Source organism: Micromonospora sp. NPDC018662 (assembly GCF_044391475.1).
GTDB lineage: Bacteria > Actinomycetota > Actinomycetes > Mycobacteriales > Micromonosporaceae > Micromonospora.
The window spans coordinates 41,973-58,478 of record NZ_JBISAC010000011.1; the positions used below are offsets into that span (position 1 = coordinate 41,973).

General features: G+C 76.6%; 7 protein-coding genes. 5 read left to right on the forward strand and 2 right to left on the reverse strand.

Going from position 1 to position 16,506, the window contains the following annotated elements; all coding sequences use genetic code 11:
- Window positions 1-22: 22 nt before the first annotated feature.
- Together ACH495_RS26085 and ACH495_RS26090 are read right to left on the reverse strand one after the other, a co-directional pair.
- Window positions 23-727, reverse strand: coding sequence for a CBS domain-containing protein (locus tag ACH495_RS26085; protein WP_396860338.1), 705 nt, complete (start codon window positions 725-727; stop codon window positions 23-25).
- 167 nt (window positions 728-894) lie between these two features.
- Window positions 895-3,051, reverse strand: a complete 2,157-nt coding sequence (locus ACH495_RS26090) for a molybdopterin-dependent oxidoreductase (RefSeq protein ID WP_396860339.1) — start codon at window positions 3,049-3,051, stop codon at window positions 895-897.
- A 232-nt stretch (window positions 3,052-3,283) separates the two neighbouring features.
- Between ACH495_RS26090 and ACH495_RS26095 the strand changes: the two genes are divergently transcribed.
- The 5 genes from ACH495_RS26095 (at window position 3,284) to ACH495_RS26115 (ending at window position 16,479) form a co-directional block, all read left to right on the forward strand.
- Entirely contained in the window at window positions 3,284-3,673 is a 390-nt protein-coding gene (locus ACH495_RS26095) for a DUF2267 domain-containing protein (RefSeq protein WP_396860340.1), read from the forward strand.
- A 329-nt stretch (window positions 3,674-4,002) separates the two neighbouring features.
- The gene (locus tag ACH495_RS26100) at window positions 4,003-7,470 is read left to right on the forward strand and encodes an AMP-binding protein (protein WP_396860341.1); all 3,468 of its coding nucleotides are present in this window, start codon (window positions 4,003-4,005) and stop codon (window positions 7,468-7,470) included.
- Window positions 7,467-10,679 (forward strand): thioesterase domain-containing protein, encoded by a 3,213-nt coding sequence (locus tag ACH495_RS26105; RefSeq protein ID WP_396860342.1) that lies wholly within the window; start codon window positions 7,467-7,469, stop codon window positions 10,677-10,679. Before ACH495_RS26100 ends, ACH495_RS26105 begins: the two co-directional genes overlap by 4 nt.
- Window positions 10,676-12,982, forward strand: coding sequence for a lantibiotic dehydratase (locus ACH495_RS26110; RefSeq protein WP_396860343.1), 2,307 nt, complete (start codon window positions 10,676-10,678; stop codon window positions 12,980-12,982). The genes ACH495_RS26105 and ACH495_RS26110 overlap by 4 nt, the downstream gene beginning before the upstream one ends.
- Window positions 12,979-16,479: an amino acid adenylation domain-containing protein gene (locus ACH495_RS26115; RefSeq protein ID WP_396860344.1), complete on the forward strand. Its 3,501-nt coding sequence runs from the start codon at window positions 12,979-12,981 to the stop codon at window positions 16,477-16,479. The genes ACH495_RS26110 and ACH495_RS26115 overlap by 4 nt, the downstream gene beginning before the upstream one ends.
- Window positions 16,480-16,506 lie beyond the last annotated feature (27 nt).

Below are 16,506 nucleotides of genomic sequence, written 5' to 3' on the forward strand. Positions count from 1 at the left end.
CTGTGAGCATGGCGGGGTCGGTTCAGGCGATGCCGGCCGGCATGCCGCCGCCGAGCCGCAGCGCCGACCCCGGCGCGTCGTCGATCGCGTAGCCGAGCGCGTCGACCACCTCGACCACGCCGCTGACCTGCCGGGTCAACCGCAGCGCCAGGTGCACCGTCGACCTGCGCTCCACCTGACCGGTGAGCGTCACCACGCCGCCGTGCACTGTCACGTCCACCACGCCGTCGCGGACGCCGAGCGTGCGGCGCAGCACCTCGTCGACCACGTCCCGCCGGATGTCCGCGTCCGGGCGCAGGTGCACCTTCAGCAGGTCGCCGCGGGTCACGATGCCGACCAGCCGGCCCAGGTCGTCGACCACCGGCAGTCGCTTGACACCGCGCGTGTCCATCAGCCGCGCCGCCTCGACCAGCGTGGCGTCCGGCGCGACGGTGACCGGGGGAGCGGTCATCAGGTCGGCCGCGAGCGTCGCGCCGGCCTTCGCCCGCGCCTCCCGGCGGTGCCGGTCCGGCCGGAACCGCCGCTCGTGGGGCTGCCCGGACAGCTCCACCTTGTACATCAGGTCCGCCTCGGAGACCACCCCGAGGACCCGCCGGGCGCCGTCCACCACCGGCGCCGCCGTGACGTGCCGGTCGGTCAGCACGTCGACGATCTCCCGGTACGCCGTGCCCTCCCGTACCGACGCCACGTCGGTGGTCATCACGTCCTGCACCTGCCACGTCCGCATGGCGACCTCCCGGTGTCCGCGGCGCCGCGCTCCGGCGCCTCCGGTAGCTCCAGCTCGGCGCGTCCGACGCCGCGCCGTGACCTGGCGCCACCGTCTCCGACGCTAGGCGGCGGTGGCCGGGGCGAGCAGGGGCGGACGGACCCACCGACCGGGCCGGAGGTCCCGGCTCAGCCGAGGGGCGCGGCGACGCCGGTGTCCACGGCCGGCCCGGTGGTCCGGCTGGTGGCCTGGTCGACGGCCGGGTCGACGGGCGGGTCGGCGGTCAGCAGCTCGGCCGGCACCGGCTCCACCTCGACCCGGCAGTCGTGGAACGTGGGCGCGCCACCCAGGTCGGCGTCGCGGACCGCGGTCACCGCGTTCACCGTGGACCGGCCGGGGCTCAGCCGCGCCCAGTACGCCTTGTAGGTGAACGCCACCCCGGGCCGGGTCCCCTCGTCCACCGCCACCGCGGCCAGGAACGCGCCCCGGTCGTTGTGGACCCGCACCGCGTCGCCGTCGGCCAGGCCGCGCGCCACCGCGTCGGCCGGGTGCAGGTGCACCCGGGGCGGACCGGCCCGACGGGCGTGCCACGGCAGCGAGGCGAACGTGGAGTTCATCAGGTAGCGGCCGGCCGGGGCGAGCAGCACCAGCGGGAAACGTCGGGCCAGCGCCGGGTCGGCGGCCTCGACCGGTGGGGTGTAGCCGGGCAGCGGATCCACCCCGAGCCGGGCCAGGGCCGGGTCGTGCAGCCGGGCCCGCCCGTCCGGGGTGGGGAAGCCACCGTCGGCGAACGGCGCGGAGCCGACCGCCACGCCGGTGAGCCGGGCGTACGTGCGGTCGCGCAGCTCCTCGAACCCGATCGGCGAGCCGGCCAGCAACTGCCGGGCCAGGTCCTCGTCGCTGTCCCGGAACGCCTGATGGTCGATGCCGAGCGCCGCGGCGATGCGCCGGAAGATCTCGGTGTTCGGCAGCGCCTCGCCGGGCGCCCGGGTGGCCGGCAGGTTCAGCGTCGTGTAGTGGTGCCCGTAGGAGGTCTGGAGATCGAGGTGCTCGGGCTGCATGGTGGCCGGGAGCACCACGTCGGCGTGGTCGCAGGTGTCGGTCCAGCGCTGCTCCAGCACCACGGTGAACAGGTCGGCGCGGCGCAGGCCGGCGAGCAGCCGGGTCTGGTCCGGCGCGGTGGCCGCCGGGTTGGCGTTGAACACCACCAGCGAGGTCACCGGCGGGTCGGCCGCCCCGGTGAGCACGGCGGCGAGGCGGCTCATGTTCACCGACCGGGCCGGCGGTGCCGGCATGCCGGCCGGCCGGACCACCGGGCCGTTGTCGACCGGGTGGTGCCCGCTGGTGGTCACCAGGGCGCCGCCGCCGGCGTACCGGAAATCGCCGGTGACCAGCGGCAGCGCGCAGATCGCCCGGATCGCCTGCCCGGCGCCGGCGTGCCGTTGCAGGCCGAGGCCGACGCGTACGGCGGTGGGCCGGGTGGTGGCGATCCGCGCGCCGAGCCGGCGCACGGTCTCCGCGGGCAGCCCGCACTCGGCGGCGGCGCGTTCCACCGGCCACTCGTCGAGCCGGGCGGACAGCTCGGGCCAGCCGACGGTGTGCGCGGCCAGCCACGGCTCGTCGGCCGCCCCGGCGTCGCGGACCTGCCGCATCAGCCCGAGCGCGAGCGCCGCGTCGGTGCCGGGCAGCGGCGCGACGTGCTCGTCGCTGCGGGCGGCGGTCTCGGTGCGCAGCGGGTCGATCGTCACCAGGTACGCGCCGCGCTCGCGGGCCTGCTGCACGAACGGCCACAGGTGCAGGTTGGTGGCGAGCGGGTTGGCGCCCCAGAGCACGATCAGCCGGGCGTCGACGATCGACTCCGGCTCGAAGCCCACCGAGCGGCCGTAGACGGACCGGGTGGCCGCGTTCGCCGCCGCCGTGCAGATGGTGGTGTCCAACCGGGACGCCCCCAGGTACGCGAACAGTCGCGGCCCCATCGTCCAGCCCTGGACCAGCCCCATCGTGCCGGCGAAGTAGTAGGGCAGCACCGACTCCGGCCCGTCGCGGTCGATGCTGGCTCGCAGCCCGGCCGCCACCCGGTCCAGCGCCTCCGCCCAGCTCGCCGGCCGGTAGGCCACCGGACCGACGCCCTTGCCGCCGGTGCGGATCCAGGGGGTGGTGAGCCGGTCCGGGCCGTTGACCGCGTCGAGGTAGCGGTTGACCTTGCCGCAGAGCGCACCCCGGGTGAACGGGTGGTCGCGGTCGCCACGCAGCGCGACGCCCCGGCCGTCTGCCACGGTGAGCTGCCAGACGCAGGTGTCGGGACAGTCCAGGGGGCAGGCGCCGGGATGGGTGACGGTGGCCATGCGCGGATGCTACCCACGCTCCCCTCCTCACCTCACCTCCTCGCCCTCCTCGCCTCGCCCTCCTCGCCGATCTTGCGGTTACTGCCCGCGAGACGTCGGATCGGTCGCTTTTGCCCGGCAGCAAGTGCAAGATCGCGGGCGGGGGTGGGGGCGGGGGTGGGGTGGGGTTGTTTGGTGGGGGTGGGGGTGGGTAGTCGCGGGGGTCGGTGGCTGGCTGGCAGGGGAGGGCGGGATGCGGTTTCCGCTGTTCGTCGACGCGGTGGCGCGTCGCGCCGAGCTGCCCACCGACGACGCGGCGACGATCTCCCGGGCGGTGTTGCAGACCCTCGCCGAGCGGATCACCGCGGACGAGACGGCCGACCTGGCGGCGCAGTTGCCGGACGATGTCGGCGGCTACCTGGTGGCGGACGGGGCGGCGACCGGGGCCGCGGTGGACTTCCTCTACCGGGTGGCCGACCGGGCCGCGGTGGACCCGGCGGTCGCCGAGGTGGGCACGCGGGCGGTGCTCGCCACGCTGCGGGAGACGGTCACGGTCGGCGAGTTCCAGGATCTGGTGGCGCAGCTGCCCCGAGGGTTCGACGCGATGGTGGACCCCCTTCCGCGCCCGCCGTACGATGTCTGAGCAGGCTCCCCGCGATCCGGGTCGAGCTGCCGTCCGGTTGGGCCGCCGGGCGAAGATTTCACGGTCCAGAAGTATTTTCACCGTAAAATAACTCGCCAGTAGCTACCTACGCTGAAAATCGTCTACGCGCTAGAGGGATGATCGGACGAATTCCTCCGTCCGAGGTGCCAGCGGTCGTCCCCCCTTCGGCTCGACCCGGATCGATCCTCTTCCGGTCGAGAGATTGAGCTTTATTCTGCTTCCAATGTGAAGTCCTGGGGGGGATCAATGGTCACATTCGTCGATTGCTGCTGCGCGCCCGCCGTCAGTGGAGCTCATCCCGTTTCCTGATGGCAGAGACGATGATCATCAATCGTTTCGGCGCGGTCGCAGCGGTCCACGGTGGCCGCCCGGCACTTCTCGGCGAGACCCACGAGGTCGGTTACGCCGAGCTGGCCGAGGCGGCCGGCGGGTACGCGGCCGTGCTCGTCGCCGCCGGTTTCCGGCCCGGCGACCGCATCGCGCTGCTCACCGCACACGGCGCGCCGACCGTCGCCGCACTGCTCGGCACGCTCGCCGCCGGCTGCGCGTACGTGCCGCTGGACCCGGGATTCCCGGTCGCCCGGCTGCGGCACATGGTCGCCGCCGCCGGCGTCACCGCCGTGGCCTGCGCCGCCGAGCACCGTGAGCTGGCCCTGACGCTGGCCGACGGGCGTGCCGTGGTGCCGCTGGACGAGGTGCCGCCGGCCCCGTTGCGCCCGGTGCCGGTCGACCCGGACGCGCTGGCGTACGTGCTGTTCACCTCCGGCTCCACCGGCGTGCCCAAGGCGGTCGGGCAGACCCACCGCAACCTGGCCCACGTCGTCGACAACCAGATCGACGCGCTCGCCGTCGGCCCGGCCGACCGGCTCAGCCTGCTCGCCTCGTTCAGCTTCGACGCCGCCATCCCGGACCTCTACCCGGCGCTGCTCACCGGCGCCGCGGTCGTCCCGGTCGACCTGCGCCGGCACGGCCTGGCGTACGCGGTGGAACAGCTCGACCGGCACGGCGTCACCGTGCTGCACTGCACGCCGACCGTCTACCGCTTCCTGCTCGACACGCTCGGCGACCGGCGGCTGGCCACCGTGCGCGCGGTGCTGCTCGGCGGCGAACAGGCCACCTGGGCCGACGCGGCGCGCGGCCGGGACCGGTTCGCCAGCGGCTGCGTGCTGGTCAACGGCTACGGGGCCACCGAGATGACGTTCGCGGCCCGGCACGTGCTGCCGTTGTCCGAGGTGGACCCGGCCGCCGTCGGGCCGCTGCCGGTCGGCACCGCGTTCCCTGGCTACCGGCTCGACCTCGCCCCGGACACCGGCGAGATCGTGGTCCGCAGCCGGCACCTCGCCGCCGGCTACCTCAACCAGGACAGCGACCGGTTCGGCCGGGACGCCGACGGGACGCGGTCGTACCGCACCGGCGACCTCGGCTCGCGGCTGCCCGGCGGCGAACTGGTCTGCCTGGGCCGGCTCGACCGACAGGTCAAGGTGCGCGGGCACCGGGTGGAGCTGACCGAGATCGAGACCGTGCTGGCCGCCCAGCCCGGCGTGGCCGGCGTCCGCGCCATCGCCCGCGACGGCGAGCTGCTGGCGTACGCCCGGCCGGCCGGCGCCCGCCCCGACCCGGCGGCGCTGCGCGCGGCGCTCGCCGCCGCGCTGCCCGACTACGCCGTACCGCGCGCGGTGGTCGTGGTGGCCGAGTTCCCGCTCACCGTCAGCGGAAAGATCGACGAGCGGGCGCTGCCCGACCCGGTCGCCGAGGTGCCCGCCGGCGAGGCGCCGGCCACCGACACCGAACGCGCCGTGCACGACATCTGGTGCGCGGTGCTGGGCCGCCCGGTGGTCGGCCGCACCGACAGCTTCTTCGACGTGGGCGGGCAGTCGCTGCTGCTGGGCCGGGTGCAGCAACGCATCGCCGAGCGGTTCGGTGTCCGGCTGCCGATGCTGCGCCTGTTCGACCACCCCACCGTCGCGGCCCAGGCGGCGCTGCTCGACGCGCCGCCCGAGGCGGTCCGCGCCCCGGTGCTGCCCGCGCCCGCCGCGCCGGTCAGCGCGTCCCGCGAGTACACCGGCGACGAGATCGCGGTGGTCGGGATCGCCGGCCGCTTCCCCGGCGCGCCCGACGTGGCGACGTTCTGGTGGAACCTGTGCACCGGCGTGGACTCCGTGCACGACCACACCGACGAGGAGCTGGCCGCGCTCGGCGTCGGGCCCGGGCTGCGCGCCGACCCGCGGCACGTCCGCGCCGCCGGCCGGCTCGACGGGGTGGCCGACTTCGACGCCGAGTTCTTCTCCTTCGGCGCCGACGAGGCCGCCCGCACCGACCCGCAGCACCGGCTCTTCCTGGAGACCGCGTGGGAGGCGTTGGAGGACGCCGGGCACGACCCGCAGCGCTTCCCGGGGCTGGTCGGCGTCTACTCGTCCACCTCCGCCAACCGCTACTTCCTGTTCCACCTCATGGACAACCCGGCAGTGGTCGGCGACGTCGACCCGGACGACTGGGAGGCGCGGCTGGTCGGCCGGCAGTTCACCGACCACCTGCCCGGGCAGGTCGCCTACCGGCTCGGGCTGACCGGCCCGGCGCTGGCCGTGCAGAGCGCCTGCTCCAGCTCGCTGGTCGCGGTCTGCCTGGCCGCGCAGAGCCTCGCCGACTACCAGTGCGACCTGGCGCTGGCCGGCGGGTCGACGGTCATGTGGCCCCGGCACCGCGCCACCCCGGGCGGGCTCGCCTCGCCCGACGGCCGGTGCCGCGCCTTCGACGAGGCCGCCGACGGCTCCGGGTTCGGCTCCGGCGCGGGCGTGGTCGCGTTGCGCCGGCTCGCCGACGCGCAGGCCGACGGCGACCGGATCTACGCGATCCTGCCCGGCTGGGCGGTCACCAACGACGGCCCGGACCGGGCCGGCTTCGCGGTGCCCGGCCCGGCCGGGCAGGCCGCCGCCGTGGCCAACGCGCTCGCCACCGCCGAGGTCGCCCCCGGCGAGGTCCGCCTCGTCGAGGGACATGGCAGCGGCACGCCGCTCGGCGACGCCATCGAGGTGGCCGCGCTGCACGAGGTGTACGCCGGCGCCGCGCCGCCCGACACGTGCGCGCTGGGCTCGGTGAAGACGAACATCGGCCACCTCGACGCCGCGGCCGGCATCGCCGGGCTGATCAAGACCGTGCTCGCCGTCCGGCACGGCGTGATCCCGCCGAACCTGCACTTCACCCGCCCGCACCCGGAGATCGACCTGGCCGCCGGCCCGTTCTACGTGCCCACCAAGGCCCGGGACTGGCCGGACGGTGGACGCCGGGTGGCCGGGGTGAGCGCGTTCGGCCTGGGCGGCACGAACGCGCACGTGGTGGTGGAACAGCCGCCGCCGGTCGAGCCGGCCGACCCGCCGGGGGAGGGGCCGTGGCTGCTGCCGATCTCCGCGCGTACCCCGGCGGCGTTGCGGGCCGCGCTGGTCCGGCTGCGGACCCACCTGGCCGGGACCGCGCCGGCGCTGCCCGAGGTGGCCGCCACGCTGGCGCTCGGCCGGCGGCCGTTCGCCCACCGGGCGGCCGTGGTCGCCGCCGACCTGTCCGCCGCGCTGTCCGCGCTGGACGTGCTGCTCGACACCGACGCCCGGATCGCCGGTGACGCCGGGCCGCTGCGCGAGACGGCCGCCGACTGGGTGGCCGGGCACGACGTCGACTGGGACGCCCTGCATCCCGAGGGCACGGTCCGGCGCACCGGGCTGCCCACCTACCCGTTCCAGCGCCGCCGGCACTGGATCGACCCCGTGCAGAGAGGCCCGCGGTGAACTGGTTCGTCTCCACCGGAAGCCGCCCCGAGGCGCCGGTGCGGTTGTTCTGCCTGCCCTACGCCGGTGCGGGCGCCAGCGCGTTCCGGAACTGGCCGGCCGCGTTCGGCCCCGACGTCGAGGTGCTGCCGGTGCAGTTGCCCGGCCGGGAAAACCGGATCACCGAGGACCCGCGCTTCACCGTCGCCGACGTCGCCGACGCGATCGCGTCCCGGGCCGACCGCCCGTACGCGATCTACGGCCACTCGATGGGCGGCCGGCTCGGGTTCGACGTGGTCCGCGAGCTGCGCCGCACCGGCCGTCCGCTGCCGCTGCGGCTCTACGTCGGCGGCGCCCGCGCGCCGCACGTCACCGCACCGGGAACCTTCGACGGGCTGTCCCGCGTCGGCGACGAGGAGCTGCTGCGTCGCCTCGGCGACGGCGGCGGTCTCCCCGCCGAGCTGCTCGACCACCCGGAGCTGGTGGAGCTGCTGCTGCCGCTGCTGCGCGCCGACTTCGGGCGGGTGGACGACTACCGGCACGTGCCCGGCGAGCCGCTGCCGGTGCCGATCGTCGCGTTCGCCGGCGACGCGGACCGGGCGGTCACCCGGGAGCAGAACGCCGCCTGGGGCGAGCACACCGCGGCCGGGTTCACGCTGCACGAGCTGCCCGGCGGGCACTTCTTCCTGCACGACCGGCTCACCGAGCTGGTCGCGCTGATCCGGGCCGACCTGACCGCCGCGCCCGGCGTGCCGAGCGCCGCGCCGGGCGCCGCCCCCCACGCCCCGATCGCCGCGCCCGGCGCCACCGTCGCCGGGCCCGGCACCTCGACCACCCGCGCCGGAAGCCCGGACGCGGGTCCGGACCCGGTGCGCGCCGTCGGTCGCGGGACCGCCGGCGGCGCGCACCGGGTGCCGCTCGGGGACACCGGGTGGTCGGTGTGGCGCGACGCGATGCTGCGGACCACCGGGTTCCCCGCCGACGGGCTGGCAGCGCTGAGCGCGCCCCGGGCCGCCGCCGCCGCCGACGAGCTGCTGGCCACCGGCACCGGCGAGGACCGGTTCGACAAGGAGTTCGACGAGGCGCTGCGGGACGGCGCCGAGCGGCTCAGCACGCTGGCCGCCGACCCGCTGCTGCGCGAGGCGGTCACCTGGCAGAACCGGGGCGCGCTGGTCGCGTTGGACGGGCTGGCGCGCGGCGGCGCCGACGCGCCCCGCAACGTGCGACGGCGGGACCGGGAGCGGGCGCTGCTGAAGTACTGGCAGCGCTACTGCGGCAAGAACGAGACGGTCGGGTTCTTCGGCCCGGCCTGCTGGGTCACCGTCGACCGCGACCAGCCGGAGGTTGCCCTGGTCAACCCCGGAGACCGGCTGACCCGGCGGCGTTGGGTGTGGTTCGAGTCCTGGGCGCTGGCCGCGTACGCCGACCGGATCGGCGCGGACCCGGCGGTCCGCCGCTGGTGGCCGCCGATGCTCCGGCCGCACCTGGCGATCCGGGACCGGGTGGTGCTCCGGCCCGGCCGCCCGCCGCTGACGCTGACCCCGGTCGAGGCGGCGCTGCTGCGGGCCGCCGACGGCCGCCGCGACGCCGCCGACCTGGTCACCGACCCGGCGATCGGGCTGCGCCGGCCGGAGGACGGCTACGCGCTGCTCGACCGGCTGGTGGAACGGGAACTGATCACCTGGGACGCGGCGCTGCCGGTGAGCCCGGACGCCGAGCGGGTGCTGGCCGAGCGGATCGCGGCGATCGGCGACGAGCCGGCCCGCGCCGCCGCCCGGGCCGGCTTCGACCGGCTGCGTGCCGCCCGCGACGCGGTGGCCGCGGCGGCCGGCGACCCCGAGCCGCTACGGGTCGCGCTGGACGCCCTCGACGCCACGTTCACCGAACTGACCGGCGTGCCGGCGGTGCGCCGCGCCGGCCAGATGTACGCCGGCCGCACCATCTGCTACGAGGACACCGCCCGCGACCTGGACGTGGTCTTCGGCGCCCCGCTGCTGGCCGAGCTGGCCGCCCCGCTGGACGTGCTGCTGCGCGCCGCCCGCTGGCTGGCCAACGCGCTCGCCGACGCCTACCTGGAGGTGCTGCGCGGCCTGCACGACGAGCTGCGCGCCGAGTCCGGCGGCCCGGTGGCGCTGGCCGACCTGTGGTTCCTGGCCCAGGGCCTGTTCTGGGGTGGCGGCGAACGGCCGGTCGACGCGGTCGCCGCCGACTTCGCCGCCCGCTGGGCCGGCCTGTTCGGCCTGGACACGCTGCCCGCCGGCACCACCGACGTGCGGCTGCGCGCGGCCGACCTGGCCGGCCGGATCGACACGGTCTTCCCCGGCGTCCGGCCGGGCTGGTCCAACGCCGCCATGCACAGCCCCGACCTGCAGATCTGCGCCACCGACGAGGCGGCGCTGCGGCGCGGCGACTACACAGTGGTGCTCGGCGAGCTGCACGCCGCCTGGTCCTCGTTCGACTGCGCGGTCTTCACCCCGTCGCACCCGGACGTCGAGCGGCTGCGCGACGCGCTCGCGGCGGACCTGGGTGAGCGGCGGGTCCGGTTGCTGTTCCCGGCCGACTGGCCGCGCCGCACCAGCCGCACCGCCGAGTCGCTGACCGGCCCGACCGACCGGCAGCTCGCCTTCCTCGACGCGCCCGGCGCGGAGCCGGGCCGGGTGCTGCCCACCGTGGACCTCACCGTCGACGAGGTGGCCGGCGAGCTGGTCGCCACCGCCTCGGACGGGCAGCGCTGGCCGCTCGCCGAGATCTTCGCCGAGGCGTTCAGCGCGCACGCGGTGGACGGCTTCAAACTGGTCGCCGCCGCGCCGTACACGCCCCGGATCACGGTGGACCGGCTGGTGGTGGCGCGGCAGACCTGGCGGACCACGGTCGGGGAGAGCGGCCTGGCCACCGCCACCGGCGAACGGCAGCGGTTCCTGGCCGTCCGCGCCTGGCGTCGCCGGCTCGGGCTGCCCGAACAGGTCTACGTCAAGCTCGGCACCGAGACCAAGCCCTGCTTCGTGGACCTCGCCGCGCCGGGCTTCGCCGTCATGCTCTGCGCGCTGGTGCGCGCCGCCCGGGTCGACGGCGGCGACGACGTCTCGCTCACCGTCAGCGAGATGCTGCCCGACCCGACGCAGGCCTGGGTGCCGGATGCGGCCGGCCGCCGCTACTTCAGCGAGCTGCGCCTGCACCTCACCGACACCGGAGCGCACGTCACCGACACCGGGGCGGAGGAGTCGCGGTGAGCCATCTGCTGCCCCTGGGCGCGACCGGCTGGTCGGTGTGGCGGGACGTGGTGCTGCGGACCGCCGGGTTCCCGGCCGCCGGCCTGGACCGGTTCGGCGCGCCCGAGTGCGCGGTCGCCGCGGACGCTCTGCTGGCGGGCGCGAGCAGCGCCGAGGTGTTCGACAAGACGCTGCGCGAGGCGTTCGCCGAGTCCTCCGCGGTGGCCGGTGAGCTGGCCGCCGACCCGATGCTGCGCGAGGCGGTCACCTGGCAGAACCCGGACATGCTCATCGCGCTGGACGGCCTGCTGCGCACCGACCCGCAGGTGCGCAACGTGCGCCGGCGCAAGCGCGAGCTGAGCCTGCTGCGCTACTGGCAGCGCTACTGCGGCAAGGCCGAGACGATCGGCTTCTTCGGCCCGGTCTGCTGGGGCACGTTCGACCCGGCCGTGGCCGGCGTGCGCACCGCGCCGGGCGCCGCGCTGGTGCACCGCCGCCGGGTGTTCTTCGAGGCGTGGGCGTTGATCGCGTACGCCGACCGGCTCGCCGACGACCTGGCGGTGCGCCGCTGGTGGGCGCCCGCGTTGCAGCCGCACCTGACCGTGGCCGGGCGGGAGCTGCGTTGGCCGCTGCACCCGCCGATCGCGTTGACCCCGGTCGAGGCCCGGCTGCTCGCCGCCGTCGACGGGCGTACCCCGGCGGTGGAGCTGGCCGAGCGGCTCTGCGCCGAGGGCGCGGTGCACGGCGCCGACGACGTCTACCTGCTGCTCGACCGGTGGGTGGAACGCGGCCAGCTGAGCTGGGGCGCGAACCTGCCGGTCGCCCCGGACGCGGAGGACGTGCTCGCCGCGCGGATCGCCGCCATCGGCGACGAGCCGGTCCGCGCCGCCACGGCGGCCGAGTTCGACCGGCTCCGCGCCGCCCGCGACGAGGTGGCCGCCGCGGCCGGCGACCCGGACCGGCTCGGCGCCGCGCTGGCCGCGCTGAACGCCGGGTTCACCGCCGTCACCGGCCGCCCGGCCACCCGCAACAGCGGACAGATGTACGCCGGCCGCACCGTCTGCTACGAGGAGACCGCCCGTGACCTGGAGTTCCAGGTCGGCGCCGCGGTCACCGACGCGCTCGCCGAGCCGCTCACGGTGGTGCTGCGCACGGCCCGCTGGTTCACCGTCGAGGTCGCCGAGCGGTGCGCCGGGCTCTTCACCGAGCTGCACGACGAACTGGCCGCCGGCGGCGAGCCGGTGCGGCTGGCCGACCTGTGGCTGCTGGCCCAGGGGACGCTGATCGCGCCGGACGGCCCCATCGCCCGCGCCGGCCTGACGCTCACCGAACGGTGGGCCGAGCTGTTCGACCTGCGTGACCTGCCCGAGGGGCAGGCGGAGCTGCGGGTCCGCGCGGCGGACCTGGCCGACCGGGTGGCGGAGCTGTTCCCGGCCGAGGCGCCCGGCTGGCCGTCGGCCCGGCTGCACAACCCGGACGTCCAGCTCAGCGCCGCGTCCCCGGAGGCGGTCGAGCGGGGCGACTTCCTGCTCGTGCTCGGCGAGCTGCACCCGGCCACCGTCGCGTTCGACAGTGCGGTGCTCAGCCCGTTCCACGCCGACCCGGCGGCGTTGCGCGCCGACCTCGACGCCGACCTGGGCCCGGTGCGGCTGCGGGTGCTCTGGCCGGACAGCTTCCCCCGGCGGACCACCCGCACCACGTACGCGCTGACCGCCCCGGCGGACCGCCAGCTCGGCATCGACACCGCGCACGGCGCCGACGCCAACCGGCTGGTCCCGGCCACCGCGGTGCGGGTGGAGCGGGCCGGTGACCGGCTCACCGCGGTCTTCCCGGACGGTGCCCGCTGGCCGCTGATGGAGGTCTTCGCCACGCTGCTCGGCTCGCTGCTGCTGGACGCGTTCAAGCTGTTCGGCGCCGCGCCGCACACGCCCCGGATCACCATCGACCGGCTGGTGGTGGCGCGGCGCACCTGGCGCACCACGGCCGGCGCGTGCGGGCTGGGCGGTCACGCCGACGAGACCGCCCGCTACCTGGCGGTACGCCGCTGGCGGGCGGCCACCGGCCTGCCCGAGCGGGTGTTCGTGAAGGTCGGCACCGAGATCAAACCCTGCTACGTGGACCTCACCGGCCCGCTGTACGCGCAGTCGCTCTGCGCCATGGTGGACGCCGCGCTGCGCACCGGCCCGGACGTGCCGGTGGTGGTCTCCGAGCTGCTGCCGGCCCCCGACGAGGCGTGGGTGCCCGACGCCCAAGGCCGCGGCTACGTCAGCGAACTCCGCCTCCAGATCACCGATCCGGCCGAGCACCTGGGAGCACACCGGTGACCCACACCCTGACCGTCAGCGCCGCCTCCGGGGCGGACCTGCCCTGGCCGGACGCCACGCTCGCCGACCTGATCACCGACCGGGCCGCCCGCGTCCCGGACGCGGTGGCGGTGCGCCAGTGGGACACCCGGCTCACCTACCGGCAGCTCGTCGACCGGGCCGCCGGGGTGGCCGCCGCGCTGCGCGCACGCGGTGTCGGCCGCGGCGACCGGGTCGGCGTCTGCGGCGCGCGGACCCCCGACCTGGTGGTCACCGTGGTCGGCGTGCTGCTGGCCGGCGCCGCGTACGTGCCGCTGGAGCCGGGCGGCCCGCGCTCCCGGCTGCGGGAGATCGCCCGCGACGCCGGCGTCCGGGTGGTGGTCGGCGACGCGGCGGCGGCCGAGTTCGGCGACGAGCCCGGCGTCGAGGCGCTCGGCCTGCCCGGCCCGGCCCCGCTCGCGCCCTGCCCGGCGCGTCCCGGCGACCCGGCGTACGTGCTGTTCACCTCCGGCTCCACCGGCCGCCCCAAGGGCGTGCTCACCACGCACCGCAACGCGGTCGAGTTCGTCACCGGCGTGACGGCGCTGACCGGCGCGGACGCCTCGACGCGCAGCCTCGGCATCGCCTCGCTCGGCTTCGACGCGGCCACCATGGACCTGTTCGTGCCGCTGACCCTCGGCGGCGCGGTGCAGCTGCTCGGCGCCGACGACCGGGCCGACCCGGTGCGGCTCGCCCGGTTCGTCGCGGAACACGAGGTGAGCTGGGGGTTCATCACCCCCACCGTGCTCGCCCTGCTCGACCCGGCGGAGCTGCCGTCGTGGCGGGTGCTGCTCTGCGGCGGCGAGGCGGTCCCGGCCGAGCTGGTCGCCCGCTGGGCGCCGGGCCGGCGGTTCCTCAACGGCTACGGCCCCACCGAGACCACCGTGCTGGCGGTCAGCGGCGACCTCACGCCGGCCGACGCCGACCCGGTGCCGATCGGCCGGCCGCTGCCCAACCACCGCGCCTACGTGGTCGACGCCGACCTGCGGCCGGTGCCGCCGGGGGAGGCCGGCGAGCTGCTGATCGGCGGGCCGGGCCTGGCCGACGGCTACCTCAACCGGCCCGGCCTGACCGCCGAGCGGTTCGTGCCCGACGCGTTCGGTGCCGTTCCCGGCGAGCGGCTCTACCGCACCGGCGACCTGGTCCGGCAGGCGCCGGACGGCCGGATCGTCTACCTCGGCCGGACCGACCGGCAGGTCAAGGTGCGCGGCCAGCGCATCGAGCCGGGCGAGATCGAGGCGGTGCTGGCCGCCCACCCCGGCGTCGCGCGGGCCGCCGTGGAGGCGGTGCCCGGCCCGGCCGGCACCGAGCTGGTCGCGTTCCTCACCCCGGCCGACGCGCCGGACGACGACGAGCTGCGGGCGTACGCCGAGCAGCGGCTGACCACCGCGATGCTGCCGGCCCGGACGGTGCGGCTGGCCGCGCTGCCGGTCAGCCCGACCACCGGCAAGCTGGACCGGCCCGCGTTGCGCGAGCTGGCCACGGCCGCCGCGCCGGCCGACGACACGCCCGACGGCGACGACCCGGTGGAGACCGCGGTCCGGCGGATCTGGACGCGGCTGCTCGGCACGGCCCCCGCCCCGGACGCCGACTTCCTCGCCGCCGGCGGCAACTCGATCGCCGCGATGCGGCTGGTGGCCGCGCTGCGCGCGGAGACCGGCCGGCAGGTGGACACCCGGGTGCTGTTCACCGACCGCACGTTCGCCGCGCTGGTGGCGCGGGTCCGGGCCGCCGACCCGGCCGGCGGCGACGGGCTGACCACCGGCAACCCGCCCACGCTGTCCCCGCCGCAGCGGCGGCTGTGGTTCATGGACCAGCTCGCGCCGTCCAGCGCGCCCTACAACATCGCGGTCGCGCACCGGCTGCGCGGGCCGTTGGACACCGCCGCGCTCGGCGCCGCGCTGCGCGCCGTGGCCGAGCGGCACGACGTGCTGCGCTGGCGCATCCCGCAGCAGGGCGGCGTGCCGTACGCGGTGCGCGAGGAACCGACCGACGTGGCGGTGCCGGTGGTCGACCTGACCACCGCCGCCGACCCGGACACCGAGCTGGCCACCATGCTCACGGCCGGCGCCGGGCACGCGTTCGACCTGGCCACCGGCCCGCCCTGGCAGGTCACCGCCTACCGGCTCGCCGCCGAGGAGCACGTGCTCGCGGTGACCGTGCACCACGCCGTCTTCGACGGCTGGTCCGAGGCGCTGCTCTACGACGAGCTGGCCGCCGCGTACGCCCGCGCGCTCGGCCGGCCGGTGCCGGGCCGCCCGCCGCTGCCCGCCACGTACGCCGACTACGCGGTCTGGCGGGAAGAACGTGACCGGCGTCGGGGTGACGCCGACCTGGCCTGGTGGACCGGGCACCTGGCCGGCGCGCCGACCGTGCTGGAGCTGCCCCGCGACCGGCCCCGCCCGGCCGTGCAGACGTACGCCGGCGCGGAGGCCGCGGTCCGGCTGGACGCCGCCGCCGACCGGGCGGTCCGTGACCTGGCCGCCCGGCGCGGCACCACTGTCGCGGCCGTGCTGCTGGCCGGCTTCGGTGAGCTGCTGCGCCGGCTCACCGGCGGTGACGACCACGTGCTCGGCGCGATCGTCGCGGACCGGCGGCTGGCCGCGTTCGACGAGGTGATCGGCTTCTTCATCGACACCGTGCCGGTGCGGGTGCGCGCCGGCGGCAGCTTCGCCGCGCAGGTCGACCGGGCCGCCGCGGAGCTGCACGAGGTCACCGCGCATCCGGGCGCACCGCTGGAACGCCTCGTCGAGGCGCTCGGCGTCGGCCGGGACACCTCCCGTGCCCCGCTGGTGCAGGTGCTGTTCAACGTGCTCAACTTCGTCCCGCCCCGGCTGGCGTTGGCCGACCTGACCGTGGAGCCGGTGCCGGTGCCGAAGCCCGGGTCGCCGTTCGACCTGACCGTCTACGTGGTGGAGCGGGACGGGCGGGCCGGCGTCGAGGTGGTGCACAACCCGGACCTGTTCGACGGCGACCGGATCGCCGCGCTCCTGGCCGACCTGGCCGCGCTGGTCGGCGCGCTCGCCGCCGACCCGGACGCGCCGGCCGACGGGGTGGCCCCCGAGCTGCCCCGCCCGGCGGTCCGGGTGGCCGCGCTGGGCGCGATGACGGTGGCCGCCGCCGAGCCGGCCCGGGCGCCGCTGCCCGTCGGGTCGGACGCGCTGACCACGACCGAGGAGCTGATCGCCGGCATCTGGCGGGAGGTGCTCGGCCGGGAGACGGTCGGCGTCACTGACAACTTCTTCGACATCGGCGGCCACTCGATGGCGCTCGCCGCGGTGCACGCCCGGCTCACCGAGGCCACCGGCCGCTCGATCACCATGCTCGACCTGTTCCGCCACCCGACCGTGCGCGCGCTCGCCGCCAGCCTCGACGGCGCCGCCGACCGGCCGGAGCTGGCCCGCGCCGCGATGCGCGCCGCCGCCCGGCGGGGCCGCGCCCGCCGTACCCCGCCACCTCGCCGACCTCACCAGCAGTGATGCCGCAACCCCTTGTGAATGAAGGAC

What these genes read in the sequence shown, in the direction of transcription:
- ACH495_RS26085 (WP_396860338.1), bottom strand. Translation starts at nt 727, where the DNA reads ATGCGGACGTGGCAGGTGCAGGACGTGATGACCACCGACGTGGCGTCG.
- ACH495_RS26090 (WP_396860339.1), bottom strand. Translation starts at nt 3,051, where the DNA reads ATGGCCACCGTCACCCATCCCGGCGCCTGCCCCCTGGACTGTCCCGAC.
- ACH495_RS26100 (WP_396860341.1), top strand. Translation starts at nt 4,003, where the DNA reads ATGGCAGAGACGATGATCATCAATCGTTTCGGCGCGGTCGCAGCGGTC.
- ACH495_RS26095 (WP_396860340.1), top strand. Translation starts at nt 3,284, where the DNA reads ATGCGGTTTCCGCTGTTCGTCGACGCGGTGGCGCGTCGCGCCGAGCTG.